Below are 22,099 nucleotides of genomic sequence, written 5' to 3' on the forward strand. Positions count from 1 at the left end.
GAGGAATCATCGCCATGGGTGACGCAGGATACGGCCGCCGCGCGGTGCTCGCCGGGATGGCCGCGCTTCCGCTCGCCGCCTGCGCGTCGGGTCTCGCGGCCGGAGCGAAGGGGACCCTGCGCGCCGCGACCTTCAACATCTGGCACGACGCGGGCGGCAACTGGCGGGTACGGCTGGGGCTGCTCGCCGATGCCCTGCGCGCGGCCGATCCCGACGTGATCGCGCTGCAGGAAGTGCTCGAGGATGCAGGCAAGGGGCTGCCCAATCAGGCCGACGCGATCGCAGCGGAACTCGGCTATCCCGAAGTGCATTTCGTCGCCGTCGAGCCCGAGGGGGCGCCCAAGCGCTACGGCAATGCGATCCTCACGCGCTTGCCGGTGATCGAGGTCGCGCGGCGCAAGCTGGAGCCGCTGTCCGACTACCGCACTGCGATCCGCGTCCGGGTGCAGACCGGCGCCGGGCCGGTCGACGTGGTCGGCACGCATCTGGCGTGGAAGCCGGATCAGGGCCCGGTGCGCGCGCAGCAGCTTGCCGACCTGCTCGCCTGGTTGCCCGACGACGGCGTGCCGCTGATCGTGATGGGCGATTTCAACGCGCCGCTCGACGATCCGGGGCTGAAGGCGATGGGGCCGCCGCGGTTCGAGACGGCGCTCCCGCCGGGCGCGGCCGAGACGACGCTGAATCCGGCGCGCGGGCACGAGCCGCGGGTGATCGACCATATTTTCGCCGAACGCGCCGCCTTCGCCGTTGCCGACGCCCATGTGATCGGCGCCCAGCCGGTGGACGGCGAGTATCCTTCCGACCACTTCGGCGTTGCCGCCACCCTGACGAGGCGCTGATCCGATGACGCTTGTCCGCTTTACCGCCTGCCTCGCCTTCCTCCTCGGCCTCGCCGCTCTTGCGCAGCCCGCCGCCGCCGCGCCCGTGTGCGCGATCGGTGCGCCGGGCACGACCCAGCGCGTCGCGATAGGCGAGACGGGCCGGTCCATGCTGATCCACATCCCCGTCGGCGTGGAGCGCGTACGCGAGCTGCCGCTGGTGTTCCTGCTCCACGGCAGCGGCGGCACGGGCGCGGCGATGCTCGACAGTTCGGGGCTGGCCGCGACCTCCGACCATCATGGCTTCCTGCTCGCCGCGCCCGACGCGGGCATTCCGGTGGGCGAGGGCTTCGTATGGAACATCCCCGGCGTGCCGACGATCACCGGCGAAATCCCGACCGCGGAGGATCCCGACGACGTCGCTTTCCTCACCGCCGCGATCGACTGGCTCGCGGAAAGCGGCTGCATCGATCCCGAGCGGGTCTACGCGACCGGTCTTTCGGGCGGCGGGCGGATGACGTCGTGGCTGGGCTGCGTCGCGTCGGATCGTTTCGCGGCGATCGCGCCGGTCGTGGGCCTGCGCGCGGGCAATCCGCTCGCCTCCGATCCGCAGCGCCCCGATCCGGCGACGTGCCAGCCCGAACACCCGATGCCGGTGCTGGCGTTTGCGGGTGAGACCGACACGGTCAATCCGGTCGCCGGCGGCGGCGCGGGATACTGGCAGTATTCGATGGACGCGGCGCTCACCCGCTGGGCCGAGCTCGGCGATTGCCGCGCCGGGCCCGAGACGGCTGCCCTGTCGGAAACGGTCGAGGAGCAGCGCTACGGCCGATGCCGCGACCGAGTGCGGGTGATCGGCCGGGTGACCGAGGGACGGGGCCACGAATGGGTCGCCGACAACGAGGCGATGTGGTATTTCTTCTGGCGTCATCGCCGCTGAGGCACGGCCCGAATCGCGGCAAAGGGGCAGGGGACATGGAAAATTCGAATTCGAAGGCGGAACGGCTTCGCAAGGAACGCGATGAGGCCGAGCATGACAAGGCGATCATGCAGCGCCTGCTGAATCGTGCCGCAGCGGAAATCGAGGAGCTCGCCGACGCCGATTGCGACGAGGATGCGAAGGATCAGGCGCTGGCGGCCGCCAAGCGCTTCCGCCGCGCGGCGACGCCCTGACCGCCCTCAGGGCGCGGCGGTGAGCTGGACGAACACGTCCTCCAGGTCCGGCTCGCGCGTGGTCACGTCCTCGATCGCATAGCCGTGCGACTGGATGCGCGCGAGCACTTGCCCGGCGCTCGCCTTGTCGCGGTCGTAAGTGATCTCCAGCGTGCGCGGATCGAGCGCCTCGGCCTTGACGAAGCCCTCCTCCATCGGCGGTCCGGCGAGATCCTTGTCGAGCGTCACCCGCACGATCTTCTCGCGCGCCATGCCGACCAGTTCGCGAGTCGGCTTGTTGGCGATCAGCTTGCCGCGGTTGATGATCGCGATCCGGTCGCAAAGCTGCTCGGCTTCCTCGAGGTAGTGGGTCGTCAGCACCACGGTGACGCCCTGGCGGTTCAGATCGGTGACGAGTTCCCACAACTGCCGCCGCAGTTCCACGTCGACCCCGGCAGTCGGCTCGTCGAGCACCAGGATCGGCGGCGAATGGACCATCGCCTTGGCGATCAGCAGGCGCCGCTTCATTCCGCCCGACAGGGTGCGCGCATAGGCGTCGCGCTTGTCCGCCAGGTGCACCGCGGCGAGCAGTTCCTCGCTGCGCCGGTCGCGCTTGCCGATGCCGTAGAAGCCGCCCTGGTTCTCGAGCACCTCGAACGGGGTAAAGAACGGGTCGAAGACGATTTCCTGCGGGACGATGCCGATCATCCGCTTGGCGTTGCGCGGATTGCGGTCGATGTCGAAGCCCCAGATCTCGGCGCTGCCACCGGTCTTGGTCACCAGCCCGGCGAGGATGTTGATCAGCGTCGACTTGCCCGCCCCGTTGGGGCCGAGAAGGCCGAAGATCTGCCCCTGCGGCACGTCGAAGCTGACTCCGTCGAGCGCGAGCTTGCCCGGTTTGCCCTTCTCCCCGGCGTAGCGCTTGGTCAGGTCGCGGATGGCGATTGCGGGTTCGGCAGCGGGGGAGGTCGTCATGGCGCCTCACTTGGCGTCCGGCGGGCGATCCGTAAAGGGTGTGACGCTGTGCAGGCCCAGTTGCACGCGGGCGCGCTTCGGATTATCGGCGGGCCCATGGACATTCCACCGCCCGAAGTGACCCTGGTCGACCATCGCCGCGTCAAGTGCGACGGCGCGCAAGCGATCCGCGGCGGCGACCGCTATCGCCCCTCCGCCCTCGGCCATCCCCGCGTCTGGCTCGAGATCGACGAGCACGGCTACGTCGACTGCGGCTATTGCGACCGCCGCTTCGTGCTGCGCGGCGGACCGGCCGACGGCGCGGCGCAGGCCGCGCTGGAGGACATCTCCGCCGGCAGCGATCCCGGGCATCGCTGACGGGTCACGGCTGACATTCGCGCGGGCATGCCTATATCGCATGCCATGACCCCATCGGATCCCCGCGCCTTCCTCTACGGTGAAGGCAAGCTCGACCCCGAACGCGCGCCCGCGCTCGCGGCCGAGATGCTCAAGCGCTGCGACGACGGCGAGCTCTACCTGCAATATACCGCGCGCGAGGCGCTCGCGTTCGAGGACGGCCGGCTCAGGACCGCCGACTACGCGCGCGATTCGGGCTTCGGCCTGCGCGGCGTTTCGGGCGAGACGACCGGCTTCGCCCATGCCAACGAGATCAGCGACGCGGCGATCCGCCGCGCGGGCGAGACGCTGCAACTGCTCGACCCGGCGGCCCGCGCGCTTGCCGCGCCGCCGCGCCGGAGCAACCGCCACCTCTACACCGCCGACAATCCGCTCGATGCAGTGCCCTTCGCGGAAAAGGTCCGGCTGCTGCAGGCGATCGACGCCGCCGCCCGCGCGCGCGATCCGCGAGTCGTGCAGGTCAACGTCAGCCTGCTGGCGAGCTGGAGCGTGGTCGAGATCGTGCGGCCCGACGGCTTCATCGCCACCGACGTGCGGCCGCTGGTGCGGCTCAACGTCGGCGTGGTCGCCGAAGCAAACGGCCGGCGCGAGCGCGGCAGCTTCGGCTTCGGTGGGCGCTACCTCTACGATCCGCTGTTCGAGCCTGCCGGTTGGAGCCGCGCGGTCGACGAAGCGGTGCGCCAGGCGCTGGTCAACCTCGACAGCGTGGACGCCCCGGCGGGCGAGATGACCGTGCTGCTCGGCCCCGGCTGGCCCGGCGTGCTGCTGCACGAGGCGGTCGGCCACGGGCTCGAGGGCGATTTCAATCGCAAGGGCACCAGCGCCTTTTCCGGCCGGATCGGCGAGCGCGTCGCCGCGCCCGGCGTGACGGTGGTCGACGACGGATCGATCCGCGATCGGCGCGGGTCGCTCTCCATCGACGACGAGGGCACGCCGACGGCCGAGACGGTGCTGATCGAGGACGGCATCCTCAAGGGCTACATGCAGGATCGGCTCAACGCGCGGCTGATGGGCGTTGAGGCGACCGGCAACGGCCGCCGCGAAAGCTATCAGCACGCGCCGATGCCGCGCATGACCAATACGTTCATGCGCGCGGGGAACGACGATCCGGCCGAACTGCTCGGGCGGGTGAAGAACGGCATCTACGCCAAGAGCTTCGGTGGCGGACAGGTCGATATCGTCTCGGGCAAGTTCGTGTTCTCGTGCACCGAGGCCTACAAGGTCGAGAACGGCGTGATCGGCGCGCCGATCAAGGGTGCAACGCTGATCGGCGACGGGCCGAGCGTGCTGACGCGCGTCTCGGGCATCGGCAACGATCTCGCGCTCGACGAAGGTGTGGGCGTGTGCGGCAAGGCCGGGCAGAGCGTGCCCGCCGGTGTGGGCCAGCCCACGCTGCTGGTCGACCGGCTTACCGTGGGCGGAACGGCCTGACGCGGCTGCGCCGCCGCTCATCGCGCATTCACCCCCGTTGTGCTATAGGGGCGGGCATGATCGGTACGAAGTCCATCTCTGTCCTGCTGGCCTCGCTCACGCTCGCCGGCGCGGTGTCCGCTTCCGCGGAGGAGCCGCCGCGCGGCGAGGCGAAGCTCGCCGAAATGCTGGAAGGGCGCGTGGCCGGCGAGCCGGCCGAATGCCTGAGCGAGTCGCAGCGCGATTCGATCCAGATCGTCGACGGCACCGCGATCGTGTTCCGCGACGGCGGCACGCTGTGGGTGAACCGCCCGGCCGGCGCGCAGTTTCTCTCGCGCGGCGACCTGCCGGTGTTCCACCAGTTCAGCTCGCAGCTTTGCCGCCTCGATCAGGTCGAACTGCGCGATCGGATCGGCAGCGGCACGATGCCCGGACCAAGGCTGGCGCTCGGTGACTTCGTCCCATACACGAAGGCGGACCATCAGGAGGCCGCCGAAGGAGGCTGACCGATGAAAACAGCAACCCTCATTGCCGCAATCGCCGCGGGCGCCGTGTTCGCAGCGCCGGCCGCGGCCGAGGAAGCCAAGCCCAAGGGTGAGGCCGAGCTCGCCAAGCTGCTCGAAGGCCGCGTCGCCGGCGAACCGCAGAGCTGCGTCCCGACTTTTCCGAACACGCACATGCGCATCATCGACGGCACGGCGCTCGTGATCGAGCGGGGCAGCACGCTCTACGTGAACATCCCGCAGGATCCCGAATCGCTCGACGAGAGCGACGCGATGACGATCCGCCGGACCAGCAACCAGCTCTGCCGGACCGATATCGTGACGACCTTCGATCGCACGGGCGGGTTCTACACCGGCAATATCTTCCTCGGCGATTTCGTCCCGTACAAGAAGGTCGAAGGCTAAGACCGAAGCATGACCGCCGCCCCGCGCCGCTGGGCGGCGGACCTGCTGCATCTCTGGTTCCACACGCTCGGCCCGGCCGACTGGTTCGGCGGCGGCGCCGAAGTCGACGCACTGCTGCGCCGCCGCTTCGCGCGTGGATGGCAGGCGTTGCGGCACCGGCATGCGCGTGAGTTCCTGAGCGACCCGTTGACGGCCCAGGCGGCGGTGCTGCTGTTCGACCAGGTGCCGCGCAATCTCTTCCGCGGCGATCCGCGCGCTTTCGCCTCAGACCGGCTCGCGCTCGCCATCGCCAAAGGCATGATCGCGCGCGGCTGGCACGAGCGACTGCCGCGGCGGATGCGCGCCTTCGCCGGCATGCCGCTGATGCACAGCGAGGCGATCGCGGATCAGCTCGCCTCGCTCGCATTCTTCGCGCGCGAGCCGGGAAATCGCGCTTTCGCGGTGAGCCACCACCGAATGATCGCCCGCTTCGGCCGCTTCCCGCACCGTAATCCGGTGCTCGGCCGGCGCTCGACCCCGGCGGAGGAGCGCGCAGTGGCGCAGGGCTTCGCCTGGTAGCGCCTCAGGCGCGGCGCAGCGTGTCCATCCGGTCGATGATCTCGCTCGCCTGGCGCATGATCCTCTCGATCAGCTCCCGGCAGGTCGGGATATCGTAGACCAGCCCGGCGACCATGCCGCAGCTCCATGCGCCGCGGTCCATCTCGCCCTCGCGCATGATCGAGGGATAGACGCCGGCGACTTCCTCGATGATGTCCTCGAACTTGAGGTCCGCGCCGAGTTCCCGCTCCTTCTCCAGCAGGCGCTCGACCGCAGCGTTGTTGAGCACGCGTTCGGTGTTGCGCAGCGGGCGCATGACGAGCCGCGTGTCGAGCTCGCTCGCGGCGAGGATCGCCTGCTTCACGTTGTCGTGCACCGGCGCTTCCTTCGTGGCGATGAAGCGCGTGCCCATGTTCATGCCCGCCGCGCCGAACGCCAGGCTGGCGACGAGGCTGCGCCCGTCGGCCATGCCGCCGCTGGAGACGAACGGGATCTCAAGCTCGTCCGCCGCGCGGGGCAGGAGGATGAAGTTCGGCACGTCGTCCTCGCCCGGATGGCCGCCGCATTCGAACCCGTCGACCGAGACCGCGTCGCAGCCGATCGACTGTGCCTTCAGCGCGTGGCGCACGCTGGTGCACTTGTGGATCACCCTGATCCCCGCGTCCTTCAGATATGGAAGCACCGCCTGCGGATTGTTGCCGGCGGTCTCGACCACCTTGACCCCGCCCTCGATGATCGCGCGGACGTAGCCCGGATAGTCGGGCGCGTTGACCGTGGGCAGGAAGGTCAGGTTCACGCCGAAGGGCTTGTCGGTCATGTCCCGGCAGCGCGCGATCTCGTTGGCAAGGTCGCCCGGCGTCTTCTGCGTGAGCCCGGTGATGATCCCCAGTCCGCCCGCGTTCGACACCGCCGCGGCCATTTCGGCCAGTCCGACGAAGTGCATCCCGCCCTGGATGATCGGATGCTCGATCCCGAACATTTCGGTAATCGCGGTCTTCATGGTGTCCCTTCCTGCGGATCGTGCCGAGGGGACTGTCGCAATTCGCCGCGGGTGGCAAGTCAGGCGGCGGGCTTCAGCCCCTTGCCGGTCAGGCGGTGACGCAGGGCCATCAGGAGGCCGAACACGGGGCCGAGCCAGCAGAACACCGCCCATGGTGCGTAGGCGAGGGTCGCGACGCCGAGGGTGGAGGCCATGAACAGGCCGGAGACGGTCCACGGCATCAGCGGCTCGGTGATCGTGACCGAATCGGCCAGCGCGCGGCCGAGGTTTTCGGGGGCGAGATCGCGTTCGGCATAGGACGGGCGAAACAGGCCGCCGACGACTAGCGAGGTGACGCCGCCGTGGCTCGTCATCCCGACCATCGTCGCGCCCGCGGCCATGGTCGCGGCCACCAGCCCGAAGGCACCGCGCACCGCGCCCAGCAGCCGCGCCAGCAGCGTGTCGAGCGCACCCGAGACTTCCATGCCGGCGGCCAGCAGGAAGGCGGCGAGGATGAAGACCAGCGTCGGCGCCATGGCATAGAGGCCGCCTCGCTCGACGAGGCCGGTCAGTTGCTCGCTCACGGCCCCGCCCGGCGCCACCTGATCGAGCGTGAAGCCGGCAACGAAGGCGTGGACCGCGGCGGTGGCGGGAAAGCCGTTGACGGTCACCCCGATGACCAGTGCCACCAGCGCGGAGCCGATGATCACCGGCGCCGGCGGCCAGCGCAGCGCGATCCCGCCGATGGCGACGGCGAGCGGCAGCGCGGCCCAGAGGCCCGGCGCGAAGAGGCCGACGAGCTCGGCCCGGATCGCGTCCGCCGGGTTCGCCCCGGTCAGCGCCGCGCCAGGCGCGAGCAGCGCGAAGGCGGCGAGCGCGAGCAGCGCGGGCGGCAGGCTGGTCGGCAGCATGTGGCGGATATGCGCATAGAGCTCCGCCCCCGCGCCGATCGCGGTGATATTGGTCATGTCGGAGATCGGCGAAAGCTTGTCCCCGAAATAGGCGCCCGAAACGACTGCGCCGGCGATCGGCGCGAGCGGCAGGCCCATGGCCTCGGCCGCACCCATCAGCGCCACGCCGATCGTGCCCGCCGAGCCCCACGAGGTGCCCGAGACGACCGACATCACCGCCGTCGCGAGAAAGGCGGTCAGCGCCATCCACTGCGGGCTGATGAGGTCGATCCCGAGCACGACCAGCAGCGGGATGGTGCCCGCGAACATCCAGCTCCCCAGCAGCGCGCCGATGCTGAGCAGGATCAGCACCGCCGGCAGCGCCTCGGCCAGCAGCCGCCCGGCCGCGACCTGGACCTCTGCCCAGCCGTGCCCGCGCATGCGCGCGATCCCGGCAGCGACCGCCGCCGCGAAGAGCAGCGCGAGCAGCAGGGGCTCACCCCCGAAGCCGAAGACGGCCGCGGAGGCGACCACGCCGAGGAACAGCGCGGCGATCGGCGCCAGCGCGAGCAGGAGCGGCAGCGGCGCGCGTTCGGTCTGTTCGATCTCACTCATGCCAGGGCCTGCTCCAGATCGGCGATCAGGGCGTCCGCGCCTTCGAGCCCGACTGAGAAGCGCAACAGCGTGCGCGGCATGCGGCCGTCGTGATCCGGCCCGGGATCGGTCCGGTGCGCGCTCGACACGAGGCTTTCAACGCCGCCCCAGCTTATCGCCTTGCCAAACAGACGCAGGCGGTTGCCGAACGTGAGCGCCGCGGCATGGTCGGGAAAGTCGAACTCGGCGGAGAGGAGCCCGGAATGGCCGCGCATCTGCTTCGCGAACAAGGCCGCCTGCTCCCCTTCGGCCAGCGCCGGATGGAACACGCGGCAGACCTTGGGGTGATCGGCGAGGAAACGCGCCACGGCGAGCGCGTCGGCCTGCTGCCGTGCAAGCCGCGCGGGCAAGGTCGCCAGCCCGCGCAGCAGCAGCCAGGCGTCGAACGGCGCCATCGCCGCGCCCATCAGCATGTAGCCGCGCCGGAACACGCGCTCGACCAGCTCGGCCGAGCCCATGACCGCGCCGCCGAGCGTGTCCGAATGGCCACCGATATACTTGGTCAGCGAATGGAGCACGAGATCGCAGCCCATCGCGAGCGGCTTCTGCAGCAGCGGCGTCGCCACCGTGTTGTCGACCGCGGTCAGAATGCCGCGCCGCTTGGCGAGCGTGCAGATCTCCGCGATCGGCAGAAGCTCGAACCGCATCGAGCCGGGGCTCTCGAAGTAGATCATCTTCGTAGTGGGCGTCAGCGCCGCCTCGATCTCCTCGATACTGGCGGCAAAGCAGCGGCTGTGCGTGACGCCGTAATCCTCCAGCCGCTGGGCGAACTCGATCGTGGGGCCGTAGATGTCGCCGCAGAACAGCAGGTGATCGCCCTGGGCCAGCAGCGCGAAGAGCGTCGCGGAGATCGCGCCCATGCCGCTGGCGAAGCACTTGGCGGCTTCGGCACATTCGAGCCGCGCCAGCGTCTCCTCCAGCTCGCGCACGGTCGGGTTGGTGCCGCGCGAATAGACGCAGATCTCGTTCTCGCGCGCCTGCGCGCCGTGCAGCTCCTCGAGCGTTTCGAAGCGGAACAGCGAGGCCTGCACGATCGGCGGCATGACCGGCCCCGCGGCATCGCCGGCGCGCAGGCAGGTCAGCGCATCCTCCGCATCGATCGGATTCATCGGCGCCAAACTCCCCCTCACCTCGTGCAACGTCGGTCGCGCGACATCGACGAGATCGCGCCGCCATGCAACCCCGACCCGCGGGTCCGTCAATGCCGCCTGATCGCGTCGAGGAAGCGTTCGCCGTAAGCCTGGAGCTTCTTCGCGCCGACGCCGCCGATCTCGCCCAGTTCTGCGAGGGAGGACGGGCGCCGCGCCGCCATCTCGCGCAAGGTCGCATCGTGGAAGATGACGTAGGGGGGCACCTGCGCCTCTATCGCGAGCTCGCGGCGCAGTTCGCGCAGCGCGTCGAACAGCGGATCGCCGACCGGGTTCGGTCCACTGTCGCGGCGGCGACGCTGGCGTTCGCTGCGGGGAGGAACGACGATCTCGACCGTCTGCTCGCCTTTCAGGATTGCGCGTGCATCGCCGGCGAGCGCGAGTCCGCCGTGCTCGGTCGAGACCAGGGCTCCGCGCGCCTGCAACGCGCGGGAAAGCGGCTGGAGCAGGCGCGCCTCCTCGCCATCGACGATCCCGAACACGCTCAACCGGTCGTGGCCCCGCTGGAGCACGCGCTCGTCCTCCGCGCCGGTGAGCACTTTCTGCAAGTGGCCGAAGCCGAAGCTCTGCCCGGTGCGGTAGGCGGCCGAGAGCAGCTTGCGTGCGGTTTCGGTGGCATCGGTGACGCCAGGCGGGGAGAGACAGTTATCGCAGTTGCCGCAGCTCTCGGGCGGGCTTTCGCCGAAGTGGCGCAGCAAAACCGCGCGGCGGCAGCCGGCGGTCTCGACCAGGCCGGCGAGTGCATCGAGCCGTGCGCGTTCGCCGGCGCGCCTCGCCTCGTCCACTTCGCTCAGCCGCTGGCGCGCCTGCGCGAAGTCGCCCGCACCCCACAGCATGACCGCGCGTGCCGGATCGCCGTCGCGCCCGGCGCGGCCGGTTTCCTGATAATAGCCCTCGATCGACTTGGGGATGCCCGCATGGGCGACGAAACGGACATCGGGCTTGTCGATCCCCATGCCGAAAGCGACCGTGGCGACGATCACCATGTCCTCGCTGGCGACGAAAGCGGCCTGGTTGGCGGACCGCACGGCGGGATCGAGACCGGCGTGGTAGGGCAGCACCGCCCGCCCGGTCGTCGCCGCCAGCTTGTCGGCCAGGTCCTCCACTTTGCGGCGGGTCGGGGCGTAGACGATCCCGGGGCCCTGCTCCTCCGCCATCAGCGCGGCGAGCTGGCGCACGGAATTGTCGCGGTGGCGCATCACGTAGCGGATGTTGGGCCGGTCGAACCCGGCCAGCACCAGCCCCTCGGCCGGAATGCCGAGCTGTTCGAGGATATCCGCTCGCGTATGCGCGTCCGCCGTCGCGGTGAGCGCGAGGCGCGGCACCTGCGGAAAGGCGTCCATCAGGGAGCGCAACTGGCGGTAATCGGGGCGGAAATCGTGACCCCATTCGGACACGCAGTGCGCCTCGTCCACCGCGAACAGCGCGAGGCGGGCGGAGGCAAGCAGCTCGCGGAAACCGGGCTGGCTGGCGCGTTCGGGCGCGACGTAGAGCAGGTCGAGTGCACCGGCCCGGAAGCGGTCGAGGGTCTCGCGCCAGTCGGCATCGACGCTGGTGAGCGTCGCCGCCTCGATCCCGTTCGCGCGCGCGGCGCGGAGCTGGTCGTGCATCAGCGCGATCAGCGGCGAGACGACGACGCAAGTGCCCGGCAGCATCGTCGCGGGGAGCTGATAGGTCAGCGACTTGCCCGCGCCGGTCGGCATCACGGCCAGCGTCGATTCGCCGCCGAGCACGCGTTCGACCACGCGCGCCTGAACGCCGCGGAAGTCGTCGTGCCCGAACAGACGGCGCAGTTCCGCGCGCGCCGTGTCGAGCGGCTGAATCCTGTCGTGCCCCGCGTCCATCGCCAAAGGGCATGGCAGATGCGGCGCGGCAGGTGAACGGCCAATCGGATCAATTGCCGTTTGCCGGAGGACTTGTGCGCCGCTAGCGTGCGCGCGCCCTGGCCGTGCCGGGGCGGAAATTCACAGGAGAACAATCGATGAGGAAGATCCTTGCCAGCGCGTTCGCGGCCTCGGCGGCGCTTGCGCTCGCCGCTTGCGGCAGCACCGAAGATGCGTCGGCCGATGCCGAGGCGGACACGGTCGAAATGCCGGCCGACGAGGCGCTCGCGCCCGTGACCGAAGAGCCGGTCGAAGCGCCGGTGGCCGAGCCGACCGCCGAGGAAACGGCGGCCGTCGACGCCAACGCCGCCGCCGACGAAGCGGGTGAAGCCGCCGCCGCCGCGGCCGCCGACGTTGCAGCCGAAGCTGCCGCCGCTTCGGCAGAGACGACCGAGTAAGCCTGTTTGCGCGCCCCTTCGCGGGGTCCCGCAGCAACCGGTGAAGCGGGCGGATCGTTCAGGCGATTCGCCCGCTTTTCCTTTGTCCGCCGTTCGCTATGGTGCGCGGCGATGACGCGCCTCGCCTTTCTCGCCTTCCCGCTCCTGCTCGCCGCCTGCGAGCCGGCCGACAACGAGCCCGGCCCGGGCGGGGTCACGGTGGGCGAGGCCAGGGCGCTCGACGACGCGGCCGAGATGCTCGATCAGCAGCGACTGCGGCCCGCCGCGCTCGACGAGAGCGCCGAAACCCCATCCTCCCCAGCCGCGACCCCGCGGGCGGAGCCGGCACCCGCCGGATAACTCCGCCCGATTCATCACAGCGAGAGGACAAGACACAGATGGTTCAAAGCGGCATGGATGCGGAACTCTTCGAGCAGTTCATCGACCAACTCGAACGCTACGTCCGCGAACGGCTGATCCCGGCCGAACTCGAGGTGATCGAGAACGATTCCATTCCCGAGCCGATCCTGACCGAGATGCGCGACATGGGGTTGTTCGGCCTCACAGTGCCGGAGGAGTACGGCGGCGCCGGCCTCAACACCAGCCAATATGCCCGTGTCGTCAGGACGATGGCCTATGCCGCGCCCGCCTTCCGCTCGATCTTCTCGATCAACGTCGGCATGTTCAATTCGGCGATCAAGAACGGCGCGACCGAGGCGCAGAAGGCGGAATGGTGGCCGCGCATCGCCGCCGGCGAGATCGCCTGTTTCGGCCTGACCGAGCCCGGTTCGGGCAGCGACAGCGCCGCCATGCAGACGACCGCCCGGCCCGATCCCGAGGGCAACGGCTGGATACTCAACGGCACCAAGCGCTACATAACCAATGCACCGCAGGCCAATGTCGGCCTTATCATGGCCCGCACCGAGAAGGAGGCGCTGCCCAAGAACGCGCACGTCTCCGCCTTCATCGTGCCGATGGATGCACCCGGGGTCTCGGTCGGCAGCGCGGACAGGAAGATGGGTCAGTCGGGGGCCCAGATCGCCGACATCATTCTGGAGGATGTGCACGTGCCGGGCGACGCGCTGCTCGGCGGGGAGACCGGCAAGGGCTTCGTGTTCGCGATGAAGAGCCTCGACAACGGGCGTATCTCGGTCGGCGCGGCGTCGACCGGCTACGCGCGGCGGGCGCTCGATTCGGCGCTGCGCTATGCGACCGAGCGCAAGGCGTTCGGCGAGCCGATCGCCAACTTCCAGCTCATCCAGCAGATGCTCGCCGAAAGCGAGACCGAGATCTATGCCGCCGAATGCATGATGGCCGACGTCACCGCGCGCGCCGACCGCGGCGAGAACATCCTGAGGAAAGCGGCCGCGTTCAAGGTCTTCGCGAGCGAGATGTGCGGCCGGGTGGTCGACCGCGTGGTGCAGATCCACGGCGGCGCGGGCTACCTCGCCGAATACGACGCCGAGCGCTTCTTCCGCGATGCGCGGATCTACCGCATCTACGAGGGGACCACGCAGATCCTCCAGCTCCAGATCGCCAAGCACATGCTGCGCGATTTCGCAGCGGGGGTGTGACGAGAGTGCGGGGCAGACCCACCCCATTGCAGCCAGGCTCGCCTGCGGCTCGCCAAGCTTCTTTCCCCTCCCGCATGCGGGAGGGGAGCGAGACTTGCCGCCGGCCGGCTAGTCGCAGCGGGGTGGGCACAGCGCCCGACCTGACTTTATTCGGTTGCTAGACCGACCGGGATTCGGAGATTTGCAGATGACCAAACGCCGCGCCGCCATCGTCAGTCCCTTGCGTACGCCGGTCGGACGCTTTCTCGGCACGCTTGCGCCGCTGACGGCGGGAGATCTCGGGGCGGCGATTCTGAAGGCGCTGATCGAACGCAGCGGGATCGATCCGGCGCGGGTGGACGATGTCGTGTTCAGCCAAGGCTACGGCAACGGCGAGGCGCCGGCGATCGGGCACTGGGCGTGGCTCGCAGCGGGGCTGCCTCTGGAGGTTCCCGGCTATCAGCTCGACCGGCGCTGCGGGTCGGGGCTGCAGGCGGTGGTCAATGCGGCGATGATGATCGAGGCTGGACATGCCGACGTGGTGGTGGCGGGTGGGTGCGAATCGATGTCCAACGTCGAGCATTACACCACGGCGCTGCGCGGCGGGGTCAAGGCGGGCAATGTCGAGCTGTGGGACCGGCTGACGCGCGGGCGGCTGATGAGCCAGCCGGTCGAGCGCTTCGGCGTGATCAGCGGGATGATCGAGACCGCGGAGAACCTCGCAAAAGATTACGGGATCACGCGCGAGGCGGCCGATGCCTTCGCGGTTCGCTCGCACGGGAATGCGGCGGCGGCGTGGGATGCGGGGCGGTTCGACGCGCAGCTCGTTCCGCTCGAGGTGCCGCAGCGCAAGGGTGACCCGATCGTGTTCGACCGCGACGAGGGTTTCCGCGCCGATGCGAGCATGGAGACGCTGGCCAAGCTGCGGCCGATCGAAGGCGGCGTGGTCACCGCCGGCAATGCCAGCCAGCAGAACGACGCGGCGGCCGCGTGCCTGGTCGTGGCCGAGGACAAGCTGGAGGAACTGGGGCTCGAACCGATGCTGTGGTTCGCCGGCTATGCCGCGGCGGGCTGCGACCCGAGCCGGATGGGCATCGGCCCGGTTCCAGCGGTCGAACGCCTGTTCGCGCGCACCGGCAAAGGCTGGGACGACGTCGGCCTGGTCGAACTCAACGAGGCGTTCGCACCGCAAGTGCTGGCCGTGCTCAAGGGCTGGGGCTGGTCGGAGGACGACAGCCGGCGGGAGATTCTCAACGTCAACGGCTCGGGCATCTCGCTCGGCCACCCGATCGGCGCGACGGGCGGGCGTATCCTGGCCGACATGGCCCACGAGATGCACCGGCGCGAGGCGCGCTACGGACTCGAGACCATGTGCGTCGGCGGCGGCCAGGGCCTCGCGGCGCTGTTCGAGCGGGCGGCGTGAGGCGCACGGGCCTTCGTCCGTCATCCCGGCGAAAGCCGGGATCGCGCGCCGCACCGTACGACCTAGCGGACGGCGATCCCAGCTTTCGCTGGGATGACGAATGCAGGAGTGCAGCATGACCGAATGGAACGCCTGGATCGGCCGCGAGCAGCGGAGCACCGACCGGCTCGATCCCTCGTTGGCGGCGCGGTGGTGCGCGACGTTCGACCTGCCGGCGCCCTCGGACGAGGCCATGCCGCAGGGGATTCACTTCTGCCTCTGCACGCCAGAGGCGCCGACGGCGCAGCTCGGCGAGGACGGGCATCCGCGGCGCGATGACAGTGCCGCGAGTTTCCTGCCGCCCGTGTCGCTGCCGCGCCGGATGTGGGCCGCGAGCGAGATCGAGTTTCTCGGCCCCATCGCGGTCGGGGCGGCGGTCGAGCGCGTCTCGCGCGTGGCCGCGATCGCGGCGAAGGACGGGCGCAGCGGGCCGATGACCTTCGTCGAGGTCGTTCATGAGACGTCGGCAGACGGCGCGCTTGCCGTGCGCGAGACGCAGACGCTGGTCTACCGCGAGGCGGCGGCTGGGGACGCGCCGCTCGCGCCGCCGCCCGTCGGTGAAAGCAGGTTCGCCCCGGCGGGCTGGGATGCGCACCGCGTCGTCCACCCCGATCCGCGGCTGCTGTTCCGCTACTCGGCCGTGACCTTCAACACGCACCGCATTCACTACGACGCGCCGTACGCGCGCGAGGTCGAGCGCTATCGCGGGCTGGTGGTCCACGGGCCGCTGACCGCGAGCCTGCTGCTGCAGCTCGCCGCTCGCGAACTCGGCGACAACGTGCTGAAACGTTTCGCCTTCCGCGGCCTTAGCCCGGCGATCGCCGGCGAGCCGCTGCATCTTGTCATGCGCGGAACGGGCGACGCAATCGAGCTTGCCGCCTTCGCGGACGACGGGCGGCAGGTGACCGGGGCCAGCGCGGCCGCATAAGAAAAGGGCGGCAAAATCGCCGCCCTTCCCTTTATTCCAGATCCTGAAACCTTACGCTTCGGGATCGGCGTCCGCGTTGGGATCCGCCTCTACTTCGGCATCCGCCGAGGCATCGGCATCGGCGCTTGCGTCGGCCGCGTCGTCGGCAGCATGCTCGGTGTGGTCGATCGTCTCGTCCACTGCGTCACTGGCCGTGTTCACCGGACCGGTCACGTCGGTCTGCGCTTCGACGCTGGCGTCGACTTCGCCGGTCACCGGGTCGGCCGGATCGGCCGATTGGGCGTAGGCCGCCGAACCGGCAGCACCAAGCGCGAGAGCGAGCGAAAGCGAAATCATCTTCTTCATCGAGTCCATCCTTAATCCCGTTGGCTGGGACCCCTAGGACGCGCTAGCTCTCGCGAAGCTCCCGAATTTGCGGCAATCCGCGCCGCAGGGCCGCCGAGGTGAGCCCGTTAATCGGAGGTTTAGCTTCCGCGGCTCCCCGTCGATCACGCTTTCCAGCGCGCGGCGCAGCGGCTAAGCGTGCCGGGCTTGCGCCAGGCAGGAGGTTTTCGAATGAGCGGCAGCGACGAGACGGCGACGATCGCCAAGGCCCAGGTGCTGATCGAGGCGCTGCCCTATTTCCAGCGATATGCCGGGCGGACCTTCGTGGTCAAATACGGCGGACACGCGATGGGCGATCCCGCTGCCGCGCGCGATTTCGCGGAAGACATCGTGCTGCTGAAGGCGGTCGGGATCAACCCGGTGGTGGTCCATGGCGGCGGGCCGCAGATCGGGGCCATGCTCAAGAAGCTCGGGGTCGAGAGCACTTTCGTCGACGGCCTGCGGGTGACCGACGCGCAGACGGCGCAAGTCGCCGAAATGGTCCTGTCGGGCGCGATCAACAAGGAACTGGTCGGCTGGATCAACCAGGCCGGCGGCAAGGGGCTGGGCATCTCGGGCAAGGACGGGCGGCTCGTCACCGCGAGGAAGGTCCAGCGCACGGTCAAGGATCCGGACAGCAACATCGAGCAGGCGATCGATCTCGGCTTCGTCGGCGAGCCCTCGGCGGTCGACACCGGCGTGATCGACACCGCGGTCGCGGCCGGGATGATCCCGATCGTCGCCCCGATCGGCGCGGGCGAGGACGGGCAGACCTACAACATCAATGCCGACACCATGGCCGGCGCGATCGCCGCCGCGCTGGGCGCGGCCCGCCTGCTGCTGCTGACCGACGTTCCCGGCGTGCTCGACAAGCAGGGCGAACTGCTGACCGACCTCAAGCCGAGCGACATCGAGCGGCTGCGCGAGGACGGGACGATCGGCGGCGGGATGATCCCCAAGCTGGAGACCTGCGTCCACGCGGTCGAGGCGGGCTGCGAAGCGGCGGTCGTGCTCGACGGGCGCGTGCCGCATGCCATGCTGCTCGAATTTTTCACCGCGCGTGGGGCAGGCACGCTGATCCATGCGGAATGAGCCGTCTTAGGCGGTTGATACAGCCGCCACGAAGCGGGTAGGAAGGCGGCCGAACCGCAACGCGGCCAGGAAAGGACAATACGTGGGTCTCATCATCGACATCCTCGGCATGCTGATCAACGTGATCGTGATGCTGGTGATCATCCAGTTCATCATCGGCCTGCTGTTCGCGTTCAACGTGATCAACCAGCGCAACGAGTTCCTCTGGCAGGTCTACAACTCGATCAACTCGCTGCTGGAGCCGGTGCTGGCGCCGATCCGCCGCATCCTGCCGCGGACCGGGACGATCGACTTCTCGCCGCTGGTGCTGATCATCGGCCTGCAGATCTTCATGCGCATCCTGATCTACGTGGTCTACGGCCAGTAATGGCGGCCGAGATCATCGACGGGAAGGCGTTCGCCGCCACCCTGCGCGAGAAAGTCGGCGCACTGGCGGCCGTGTTCGAGGCGCAGGCCGGGCGCAAGGCGGGCCTCGCGGTCGTGCTGGTGGGCGAGGACCCGGCGAGCCAGGTCTATGTCGGCAGCAAGGGCAAGGCGACGCTCGCCGCCAACATGGCGAGCTTCGAGCACCGCCTTCCGGCCGAGACGAGCGCGGCGGAACTGCTGGCGCTGGTCGACCGGCTGAACCGCGATCCGGCCGTCGACGGCATCCTGGTGCAGCTTCCGCTGCCCGGCCACCTCGACGAACAGGCGGTGATCGCGGCGATCGATCCGAGCAAGGACGTCGACGGCTTCCACGTCATCAATGCCGGTCGGCTCGCGGTCGGCCAGCCGGGGTTCGTGCCCTGCACGCCGCTCGGCTGCATCATGCTGCTCGCCGATCGGCTGGGCGATCTCTCGGGGCTTGAGGCGGTCGTGATCGGCCGCTCGAACATCGTCGGCAAGCCGATGGCGCAGCTCCTGCTGGGCGCCAACGCGACCGTTACCATGGCGCACAGCCGCACGAAGAACCTGGCCGATGTGGTGCGGCGGGCGGACATCGTCGTCGCAGCGGTCGGGCGCGCGGAAATGGTGAAGGGCGACTGGCTCAAGCCCGGCGCGACCGTGATCGATGTGGGCATCAACCGGCTGGAGCCGGAGCCGGGCGCGGCGAAAGGCCGCCTGGTGGGCGACGTTGCGTTCGGCGAAGCGAGCCAAGTCGCCGGCGCGATCACCCCGGTGCCCGGCGGGGTCGGGCCGATGACGATCGCGGTCCTGCTCAGGAACACGCTCGTCGCCGCGCACCGCAATGCGGGAATCGCGCTGGCGGAGGACGCGATATGAAGCGCGCGATCGGCGCTGTGCTCCTCGCCAGCCTGCTCGCCTCGTGCGCATCGGGCAGCAGCGATCCGCGCGAACGCTTCTACCGCTCGCTCGCGCCGCGGGCGAACCCGAGCGCGGTGATCGCCACCGAGCTAGCCTTCGCGCGCGAGGCGCGGGAGGAAGGGCAGTGGACCGCCTTCCGCGAATTCGCCGCCGAGGACGCGGTGATGTTCGTCCCCGAAGCGGTGGAGGCGCGCGCCTGGCTGGCGAACCGCGCCGATCCGCCGCAGCCGGTGCAGTGGCAGCCCCATCAGGTCTGGTCGAGCTGCGACGGTTCGCTCTCGGTCACCAGGGGGGCTTGGCAGGGGGCCGATGGCAGCTCCGGCTATTTCACGACCGTGTGGCGCCGCGAGGGCCGCCGGGGCGACGAGGAGTACCGCTGGGTGCTCGACCAGGGGGATACGCTGGCCGAGCCGCTGGCGGAGCCGGACATCATCCGGACGACGGTGGCGGACTGCGGTGGCGACGCGCTGCCGGTCGCAGCCGCAGCCGGGGCCGGCGCCACTGCCGGATCCGGCAGCTCCCGTGACCGCACGCTCACTTATGCATGGGATGTCGCGCCCGATCTCTCGCGGACCATTACCGTGACCATGCTGATCGACGGCGAGGCCGAGGATGTCCTGACGGTCGCGGTCGCCGCGCCGGGCGGTGGCTGAATGGTCGAACTCTTCGTCTCCGCCTTCGTCACGCTGTTCGTGGTGATCGACCCGCCGGGATGCGCGCCGATCTACGCCGGGCTGACCAAGGACGCGAGCGCTGCGCAGCGCCGCAACATGGCGATCCGCGCCACGCTGATCGCGGGCGCGATCCTGCTGTCCTTCGCCTTCTTCGGCGAGGCGCTGCTCGGCGCGTTGCACATCGATCTCGACAGCTTCCGCATCGCGGGCGGCATCATGCTGTTCCTGATCGCGCTCGAAATGGTGTTCGAGAAACGCACCCAGCGGCGCGAGGACCGGGCCGAGAAGATCATCGCGCAGAACGAGGCCACGCCCGAGATCGAGGACGTCTCGGTCTTCCCCATGGCCATGCCGATGCTCGCGGGGCCGGGCGCGATCGCCTCGATCATGCTGCTTACCAGCGGCACCGACATCGACGGCACGCTGACCGTGCTCGCCGCGCTTCTCAGCGTGCTGCTGCTGACGATGCTGGCGCTGATCGCTGCGGGGCCGCTGATGCGGCTGTTCGGCGACCGGGTTGAGGCGGTCATCACGCGCCTGCTCGGCGTGCTCCTCGCCGCCCTGGCATCACAATACGTGATCGACGGGCTGCGCGGCAGCTTCGGGTTCTAGATTTCGCCACCTTGGCAGGCCGCTCGGCATAGCTGAGCGCAAGCGCGACCGCACGCCCGAGCTTATGCGAGGATAGCCAAGCGGGCCGGACGGCCCGCGCCCGGCGCTTGAGGGCCCCTACTGGAGCGTCACCCGGTCCTCATCGCCGTCGCGGCGGCCATAGAACTGCATCAACTGGATCAGCAGCTCGCAGCGTTCGCGCAGCGTATCGACTTCGAGCAGGGCCTGCTTCGATGCGGGATCGAATGGCGCGATCTGCGACACGCCGTTGATCAGCGACATGTCGTCGAGCCGCGCGACCGATTCCCAGTCGACGCTATAGCCCTGGGCGTCGGCGAAGCGGCGCGCCTCGCGCTCGAAACCGGCACGTTCGATGCTGCTCAACACCTCGTCGGCATCGTCGCCGATCAGTTCGGCCTCGACCTTGCGGAACGGCGTGGCGCTCTCGACTTCGCGCACGACGCGAAACCGGGCCTCGCCGTCGAGCACGATGTTGTAACGCCCGTCCTCCAGCGCCTCGACCTCGCCGATCCGGCCGATGCAGCCGATGGCGAACAGCGGTGCGCCTTCCGCGGCGCGATGCGGCTGGATCATCCCGATCCGCCGGTCGCGCGCCAGCGCGTCGCTGACCAGCGCGCGGTAGCGCGGCTCGAAGATGTGGAGCGGCAGTTGCAGCCCCGGGAACAGGATCACGCCCGGCAGCGGGAAGATCGAAAGGCGGGTGGTCATCGGCTCGACCGTTCCGCGCTCCACCGGGCCCGGCATCGCCTCATCCGAACAGGATCCTCGACAATCGCCGCCGCACCACGACGACCCAGGGATCCTCCAGCCCGACCGCCTCGAAGATTTGCAGCAGCTTGGCACGCGCGGCACCATCGTTCCATTCGCGGTCGTGTTCGATCATCGCCAGCAGCGTGTCCACCGCCTCGTCGCGCTGGTTTGCCGCGAATGCCGCCTCGGCGAAGGCGAGCTGCTTGTCCATGTCCGCCGGCGCCTCGGCCGCCGCGGCGCGCAGCGCCTGCAGCTCGCCCTCGTCGACCTGCGTTCCGGCAAGCTCGAGCGCGCTCTTCGCGGTGCGGATCACCGGATCCTCGGCCAGCACCGGATCGAGCGCATCGAGCGTCGCCTGCGCTTCGTCCGGCCGCCCGGCGGCGACCAGCGCGCGGATCAGCCCGGCCTGCGCTGCGGCGTTGTCCGGCATCATCTCGGTCACCTGGGCGAAGATGCCCGCAGCGCGTTCCCCGTCGCCGTCGGCGAGGATCTGCTCGCCCATGGCGACGAACTGCGCGACGTCCTGCTCCTGCCGCTGCGCAGCGCCGCCATCCCCGCCGCTGACCGGAAGCTGCTCCAGCAACTGGTCGAGCATCTGCTTCAGCTGCGATTCGCTGCGGGCATTGGTGAGGTCCGCCACCGGCTGACCCTGGAACATCGCATAGACCGTCGGGATCGAGCGGACCTGGAACTGGCTCGCGATGAACTGCTCCTCGTCGACGTTGAGCTTGGCGAGCACCACGCCCTTGTCCGCATATTCGGCCGCGACTTTCTCCAGCACCGGCGCAAGCGCCTTGCACGGCCCGCACCACTCGGCCCAGAAATCGAGGATGACGAGGTTGGACATCGAGGGTTCGACGACGTCCTTGCGGAACCGGTCGACCGCCTTCTGCTCGTCGAGATTGAGGCCCATGCTAGCCAAGGCGCGCTCCCATTCGTTAGGTGTTCGAACAAGCCGCCAATGTGGGTGTTTTGCCCGAATTGTGAAGGAAAAAGCGCCGCGCGATTTTCCCCTTGCGGCCCCCGGTCACCACTGCTAATCGCGCCGCCTCCAGCCGGAACGCGAGGCGTCCGGCAGCGCCAGTGAGCGGGCGTAGCTCAGGGGTAGAGCACAACCTTGCCAAGGTTGGGGTCGAGAGTTCGAATCTCTTCGCCCGCTCCATTTTCAGCATTCGCGAACCAGATGTAGGGCAGGCTGCGCGCGCGACCCGT

The 22,099-nt window shown here is 69.4% G+C and carries 26 protein-coding genes and 1 tRNA gene; 19 read left to right on the forward strand and 8 right to left on the reverse strand.

Going from position 1 to position 22,099, the window contains the following annotated elements; genetic code table 11:
- Positions 1–14: 14 nt before the first annotated feature.
- From JNO53_RS05015 to JNO53_RS05025, 3 genes are read left to right on the forward strand one after another with little or no spacing between them, the layout of a single operon-like run.
- Positions 15–839, forward strand: coding sequence for an endonuclease/exonuclease/phosphatase family protein (locus JNO53_RS05015; RefSeq protein ID WP_203108310.1), 825 nt, complete (start codon positions 15–17; stop codon positions 837–839).
- A gap of 4 nt (positions 840–843) precedes the next feature.
- Positions 844–1,758 (forward strand): alpha/beta hydrolase family esterase, encoded by a 915-nt coding sequence (locus JNO53_RS05020; RefSeq protein ID WP_203108312.1) that lies wholly within the window; start codon positions 844–846, stop codon positions 1,756–1,758.
- A 35-nt stretch (positions 1,759–1,793) separates the two neighbouring features.
- Positions 1,794–1,991, forward strand: a complete 198-nt coding sequence (locus JNO53_RS05025) for a hypothetical protein (RefSeq protein ID WP_203108314.1) — start codon at positions 1,794–1,796, stop codon at positions 1,989–1,991.
- 6 nt (positions 1,992–1,997) lie between these two features.
- On the opposite strand, the gene JNO53_RS05030 is transcribed toward JNO53_RS05025, so the two are convergent.
- Positions 1,998–2,945: an ABC transporter ATP-binding protein gene (locus JNO53_RS05030; protein ID WP_203108315.1), complete on the reverse strand. Its 948-nt coding sequence runs from the start codon at positions 2,943–2,945 to the stop codon at positions 1,998–2,000.
- 96 nt (positions 2,946–3,041) lie between these two features.
- Between JNO53_RS05030 and JNO53_RS05035 the strand changes: the two genes are divergently transcribed.
- Genes JNO53_RS05035 through JNO53_RS05055 form a run of 5 tightly spaced genes read left to right on the forward strand, consistent with a single transcriptional unit; the run spans position 3,042 to position 6,217 of the window.
- Positions 3,042–3,302 carry a zinc-finger domain-containing protein gene (locus JNO53_RS05035; protein ID WP_119514741.1) on the forward strand — a complete coding sequence of 87 codons (261 nt, stop codon included), beginning with the start codon at positions 3,042–3,044 and terminating at the stop codon, positions 3,300–3,302.
- 45 nt (positions 3,303–3,347) lie between these two features.
- Positions 3,348–4,772 carry a metalloprotease TldD gene (gene tldD, locus JNO53_RS05040; RefSeq protein ID WP_203108317.1) on the forward strand — a complete coding sequence of 475 codons (1,425 nt, stop codon included), beginning with the start codon at positions 3,348–3,350 and terminating at the stop codon, positions 4,770–4,772.
- Between the two features lie 56 nt (positions 4,773–4,828).
- Complete coding sequence (locus JNO53_RS05045) at positions 4,829–5,257, forward strand: hypothetical protein (protein ID WP_203108319.1); 429 nt, start codon at positions 4,829–4,831, stop codon at positions 5,255–5,257.
- 3 nt (positions 5,258–5,260) lie between these two features.
- Entirely contained in the window at positions 5,261–5,659 is a 399-nt protein-coding gene (locus tag JNO53_RS05050) for a hypothetical protein (protein WP_203108321.1), read from the forward strand.
- A 9-nt stretch (positions 5,660–5,668) separates the two neighbouring features.
- A complete protein-coding gene (locus tag JNO53_RS05055; RefSeq protein WP_203108323.1) occupies positions 5,669–6,217 on the forward strand; it encodes a DUF924 family protein in 549 nt (182 codons plus the stop codon).
- 4 nt (positions 6,218–6,221) lie between these two features.
- Here the strand turns inward: JNO53_RS05055 and JNO53_RS05060 are convergent, their stop codons facing one another.
- The 4 genes from JNO53_RS05060 to recQ all read right to left on the reverse strand — a co-directional run bounded on the left by JNO53_RS05060 (position 6,222) and on the right by recQ (position 11,711).
- Complete coding sequence (locus JNO53_RS05060) at positions 6,222–7,196, reverse strand: NAD(P)H-dependent flavin oxidoreductase (RefSeq protein ID WP_203108325.1); 975 nt, start codon at positions 7,194–7,196, stop codon at positions 6,222–6,224.
- Positions 7,197–7,255: 59 nt separating this feature from the next.
- A complete protein-coding gene (locus JNO53_RS05065) occupies positions 7,256–8,680 on the reverse strand; it encodes a Na+/H+ antiporter NhaC family protein (protein WP_203108327.1) in 1,425 nt (474 codons plus the stop codon).
- Positions 8,677–9,828, reverse strand: coding sequence for a trans-sulfuration enzyme family protein (locus JNO53_RS05070; RefSeq protein ID WP_203108329.1), 1,152 nt, complete (start codon positions 9,826–9,828; stop codon positions 8,677–8,679). Before JNO53_RS05070 ends, JNO53_RS05065 begins: the two co-directional genes overlap by 4 nt.
- 89 nt (positions 9,829–9,917) lie before the next feature.
- The gene (gene recQ / locus JNO53_RS05075; RefSeq protein WP_203108331.1) at positions 9,918–11,711 is read right to left on the reverse strand and encodes a DNA helicase RecQ; all 1,794 of its coding nucleotides are present in this window, start codon (positions 11,709–11,711) and stop codon (positions 9,918–9,920) included.
- Between the two features lie 137 nt (positions 11,712–11,848).
- On the opposite strand from recQ, the gene JNO53_RS05080 reads away from it, so the two are divergent.
- From JNO53_RS05080 to JNO53_RS05100, 5 genes are all read left to right on the forward strand, one after another.
- On the forward strand, positions 11,849–12,148 hold the full coding sequence (locus tag JNO53_RS05080) for a hypothetical protein (protein WP_203108333.1): 300 nt from the start codon (positions 11,849–11,851) through the stop codon (positions 12,146–12,148).
- A gap of 111 nt (positions 12,149–12,259) precedes the next feature.
- Complete coding sequence (locus JNO53_RS05085) at positions 12,260–12,487, forward strand: hypothetical protein (RefSeq protein ID WP_203109077.1); 228 nt, start codon at positions 12,260–12,262, stop codon at positions 12,485–12,487.
- Positions 12,488–12,525: 38 nt separating this feature from the next.
- Complete coding sequence (locus JNO53_RS05090; RefSeq protein WP_203108335.1) at positions 12,526–13,701, forward strand: acyl-CoA dehydrogenase family protein; 1,176 nt, start codon at positions 12,526–12,528, stop codon at positions 13,699–13,701.
- 187 nt (positions 13,702–13,888) lie between these two features.
- The gene (locus tag JNO53_RS05095) at positions 13,889–15,103 is read left to right on the forward strand and encodes an acetyl-CoA C-acetyltransferase (protein ID WP_203108337.1); all 1,215 of its coding nucleotides are present in this window, start codon (positions 13,889–13,891) and stop codon (positions 15,101–15,103) included.
- Between the two features lie 115 nt (positions 15,104–15,218).
- Positions 15,219–16,070, forward strand: coding sequence for an FAS1-like dehydratase domain-containing protein (locus JNO53_RS05100; RefSeq protein ID WP_203108339.1), 852 nt, complete (start codon positions 15,219–15,221; stop codon positions 16,068–16,070).
- Positions 16,071–16,121: 51 nt separating this feature from the next.
- Here JNO53_RS05100 and JNO53_RS05105 read toward each other — a convergent pair whose 3' ends face one another.
- A complete protein-coding gene (locus tag JNO53_RS05105) occupies positions 16,122–16,415 on the reverse strand; it encodes a hypothetical protein (protein ID WP_203108341.1) in 294 nt (97 codons plus the stop codon).
- A gap of 210 nt (positions 16,416–16,625) precedes the next feature.
- Here JNO53_RS05105 and argB point away from each other — a divergent pair, with 210 nt between their 5' ends.
- From argB to JNO53_RS05130, 5 genes are all read left to right on the forward strand, one after another.
- Entirely contained in the window at positions 16,626–17,525 is a 900-nt protein-coding gene (argB, locus tag JNO53_RS05110) for an acetylglutamate kinase (RefSeq protein ID WP_203108343.1), read from the forward strand.
- A gap of 109 nt (positions 17,526–17,634) precedes the next feature.
- Entirely contained in the window at positions 17,635–17,892 is a 258-nt protein-coding gene (locus JNO53_RS05115; protein WP_203109027.1) for a YggT family protein, read from the forward strand.
- Entirely contained in the window at positions 17,892–18,788 is an 897-nt protein-coding gene (gene folD / locus JNO53_RS05120; RefSeq protein ID WP_203108345.1) for a bifunctional methylenetetrahydrofolate dehydrogenase/methenyltetrahydrofolate cyclohydrolase FolD, read from the forward strand. Before JNO53_RS05115 ends, folD begins: the two co-directional genes overlap by 1 nt.
- Complete coding sequence (locus JNO53_RS05125; protein WP_203108347.1) at positions 18,785–19,483, forward strand: hypothetical protein; 699 nt, start codon at positions 18,785–18,787, stop codon at positions 19,481–19,483. The genes folD and JNO53_RS05125 overlap by 4 nt, the downstream gene beginning before the upstream one ends.
- Positions 19,484–20,116 carry a MarC family protein gene (locus JNO53_RS05130; RefSeq protein ID WP_203108349.1) on the forward strand — a complete coding sequence of 211 codons (633 nt, stop codon included), beginning with the start codon at positions 19,484–19,486 and terminating at the stop codon, positions 20,114–20,116.
- A gap of 117 nt (positions 20,117–20,233) precedes the next feature.
- Here the strand turns inward: JNO53_RS05130 and JNO53_RS05135 are convergent, their stop codons facing one another.
- Positions 20,234–20,881, reverse strand: coding sequence for an LON peptidase substrate-binding domain-containing protein (locus JNO53_RS05135; protein WP_238401652.1), 648 nt, complete (start codon positions 20,879–20,881; stop codon positions 20,234–20,236).
- Positions 20,882–20,885: 4 nt separating this feature from the next.
- Complete coding sequence (gene trxA / locus JNO53_RS05140) at positions 20,886–21,800, reverse strand: thioredoxin (protein ID WP_203109031.1); 915 nt, start codon at positions 21,798–21,800, stop codon at positions 20,886–20,888.
- A gap of 174 nt (positions 21,801–21,974) precedes the next feature.
- Between trxA and JNO53_RS05145 the strand changes: the two genes are divergently transcribed.
- Positions 21,975–22,049, forward strand: a tRNA-Gly gene (locus tag JNO53_RS05145).
- Positions 22,050–22,099 lie beyond the last annotated feature (50 nt).

The sequence above is a fragment of the Altererythrobacter sp. C41 genome (assembly GCF_016803135.1).
Lineage (GTDB): Bacteria > Pseudomonadota > Alphaproteobacteria > Sphingomonadales > Sphingomonadaceae > Pelagerythrobacter.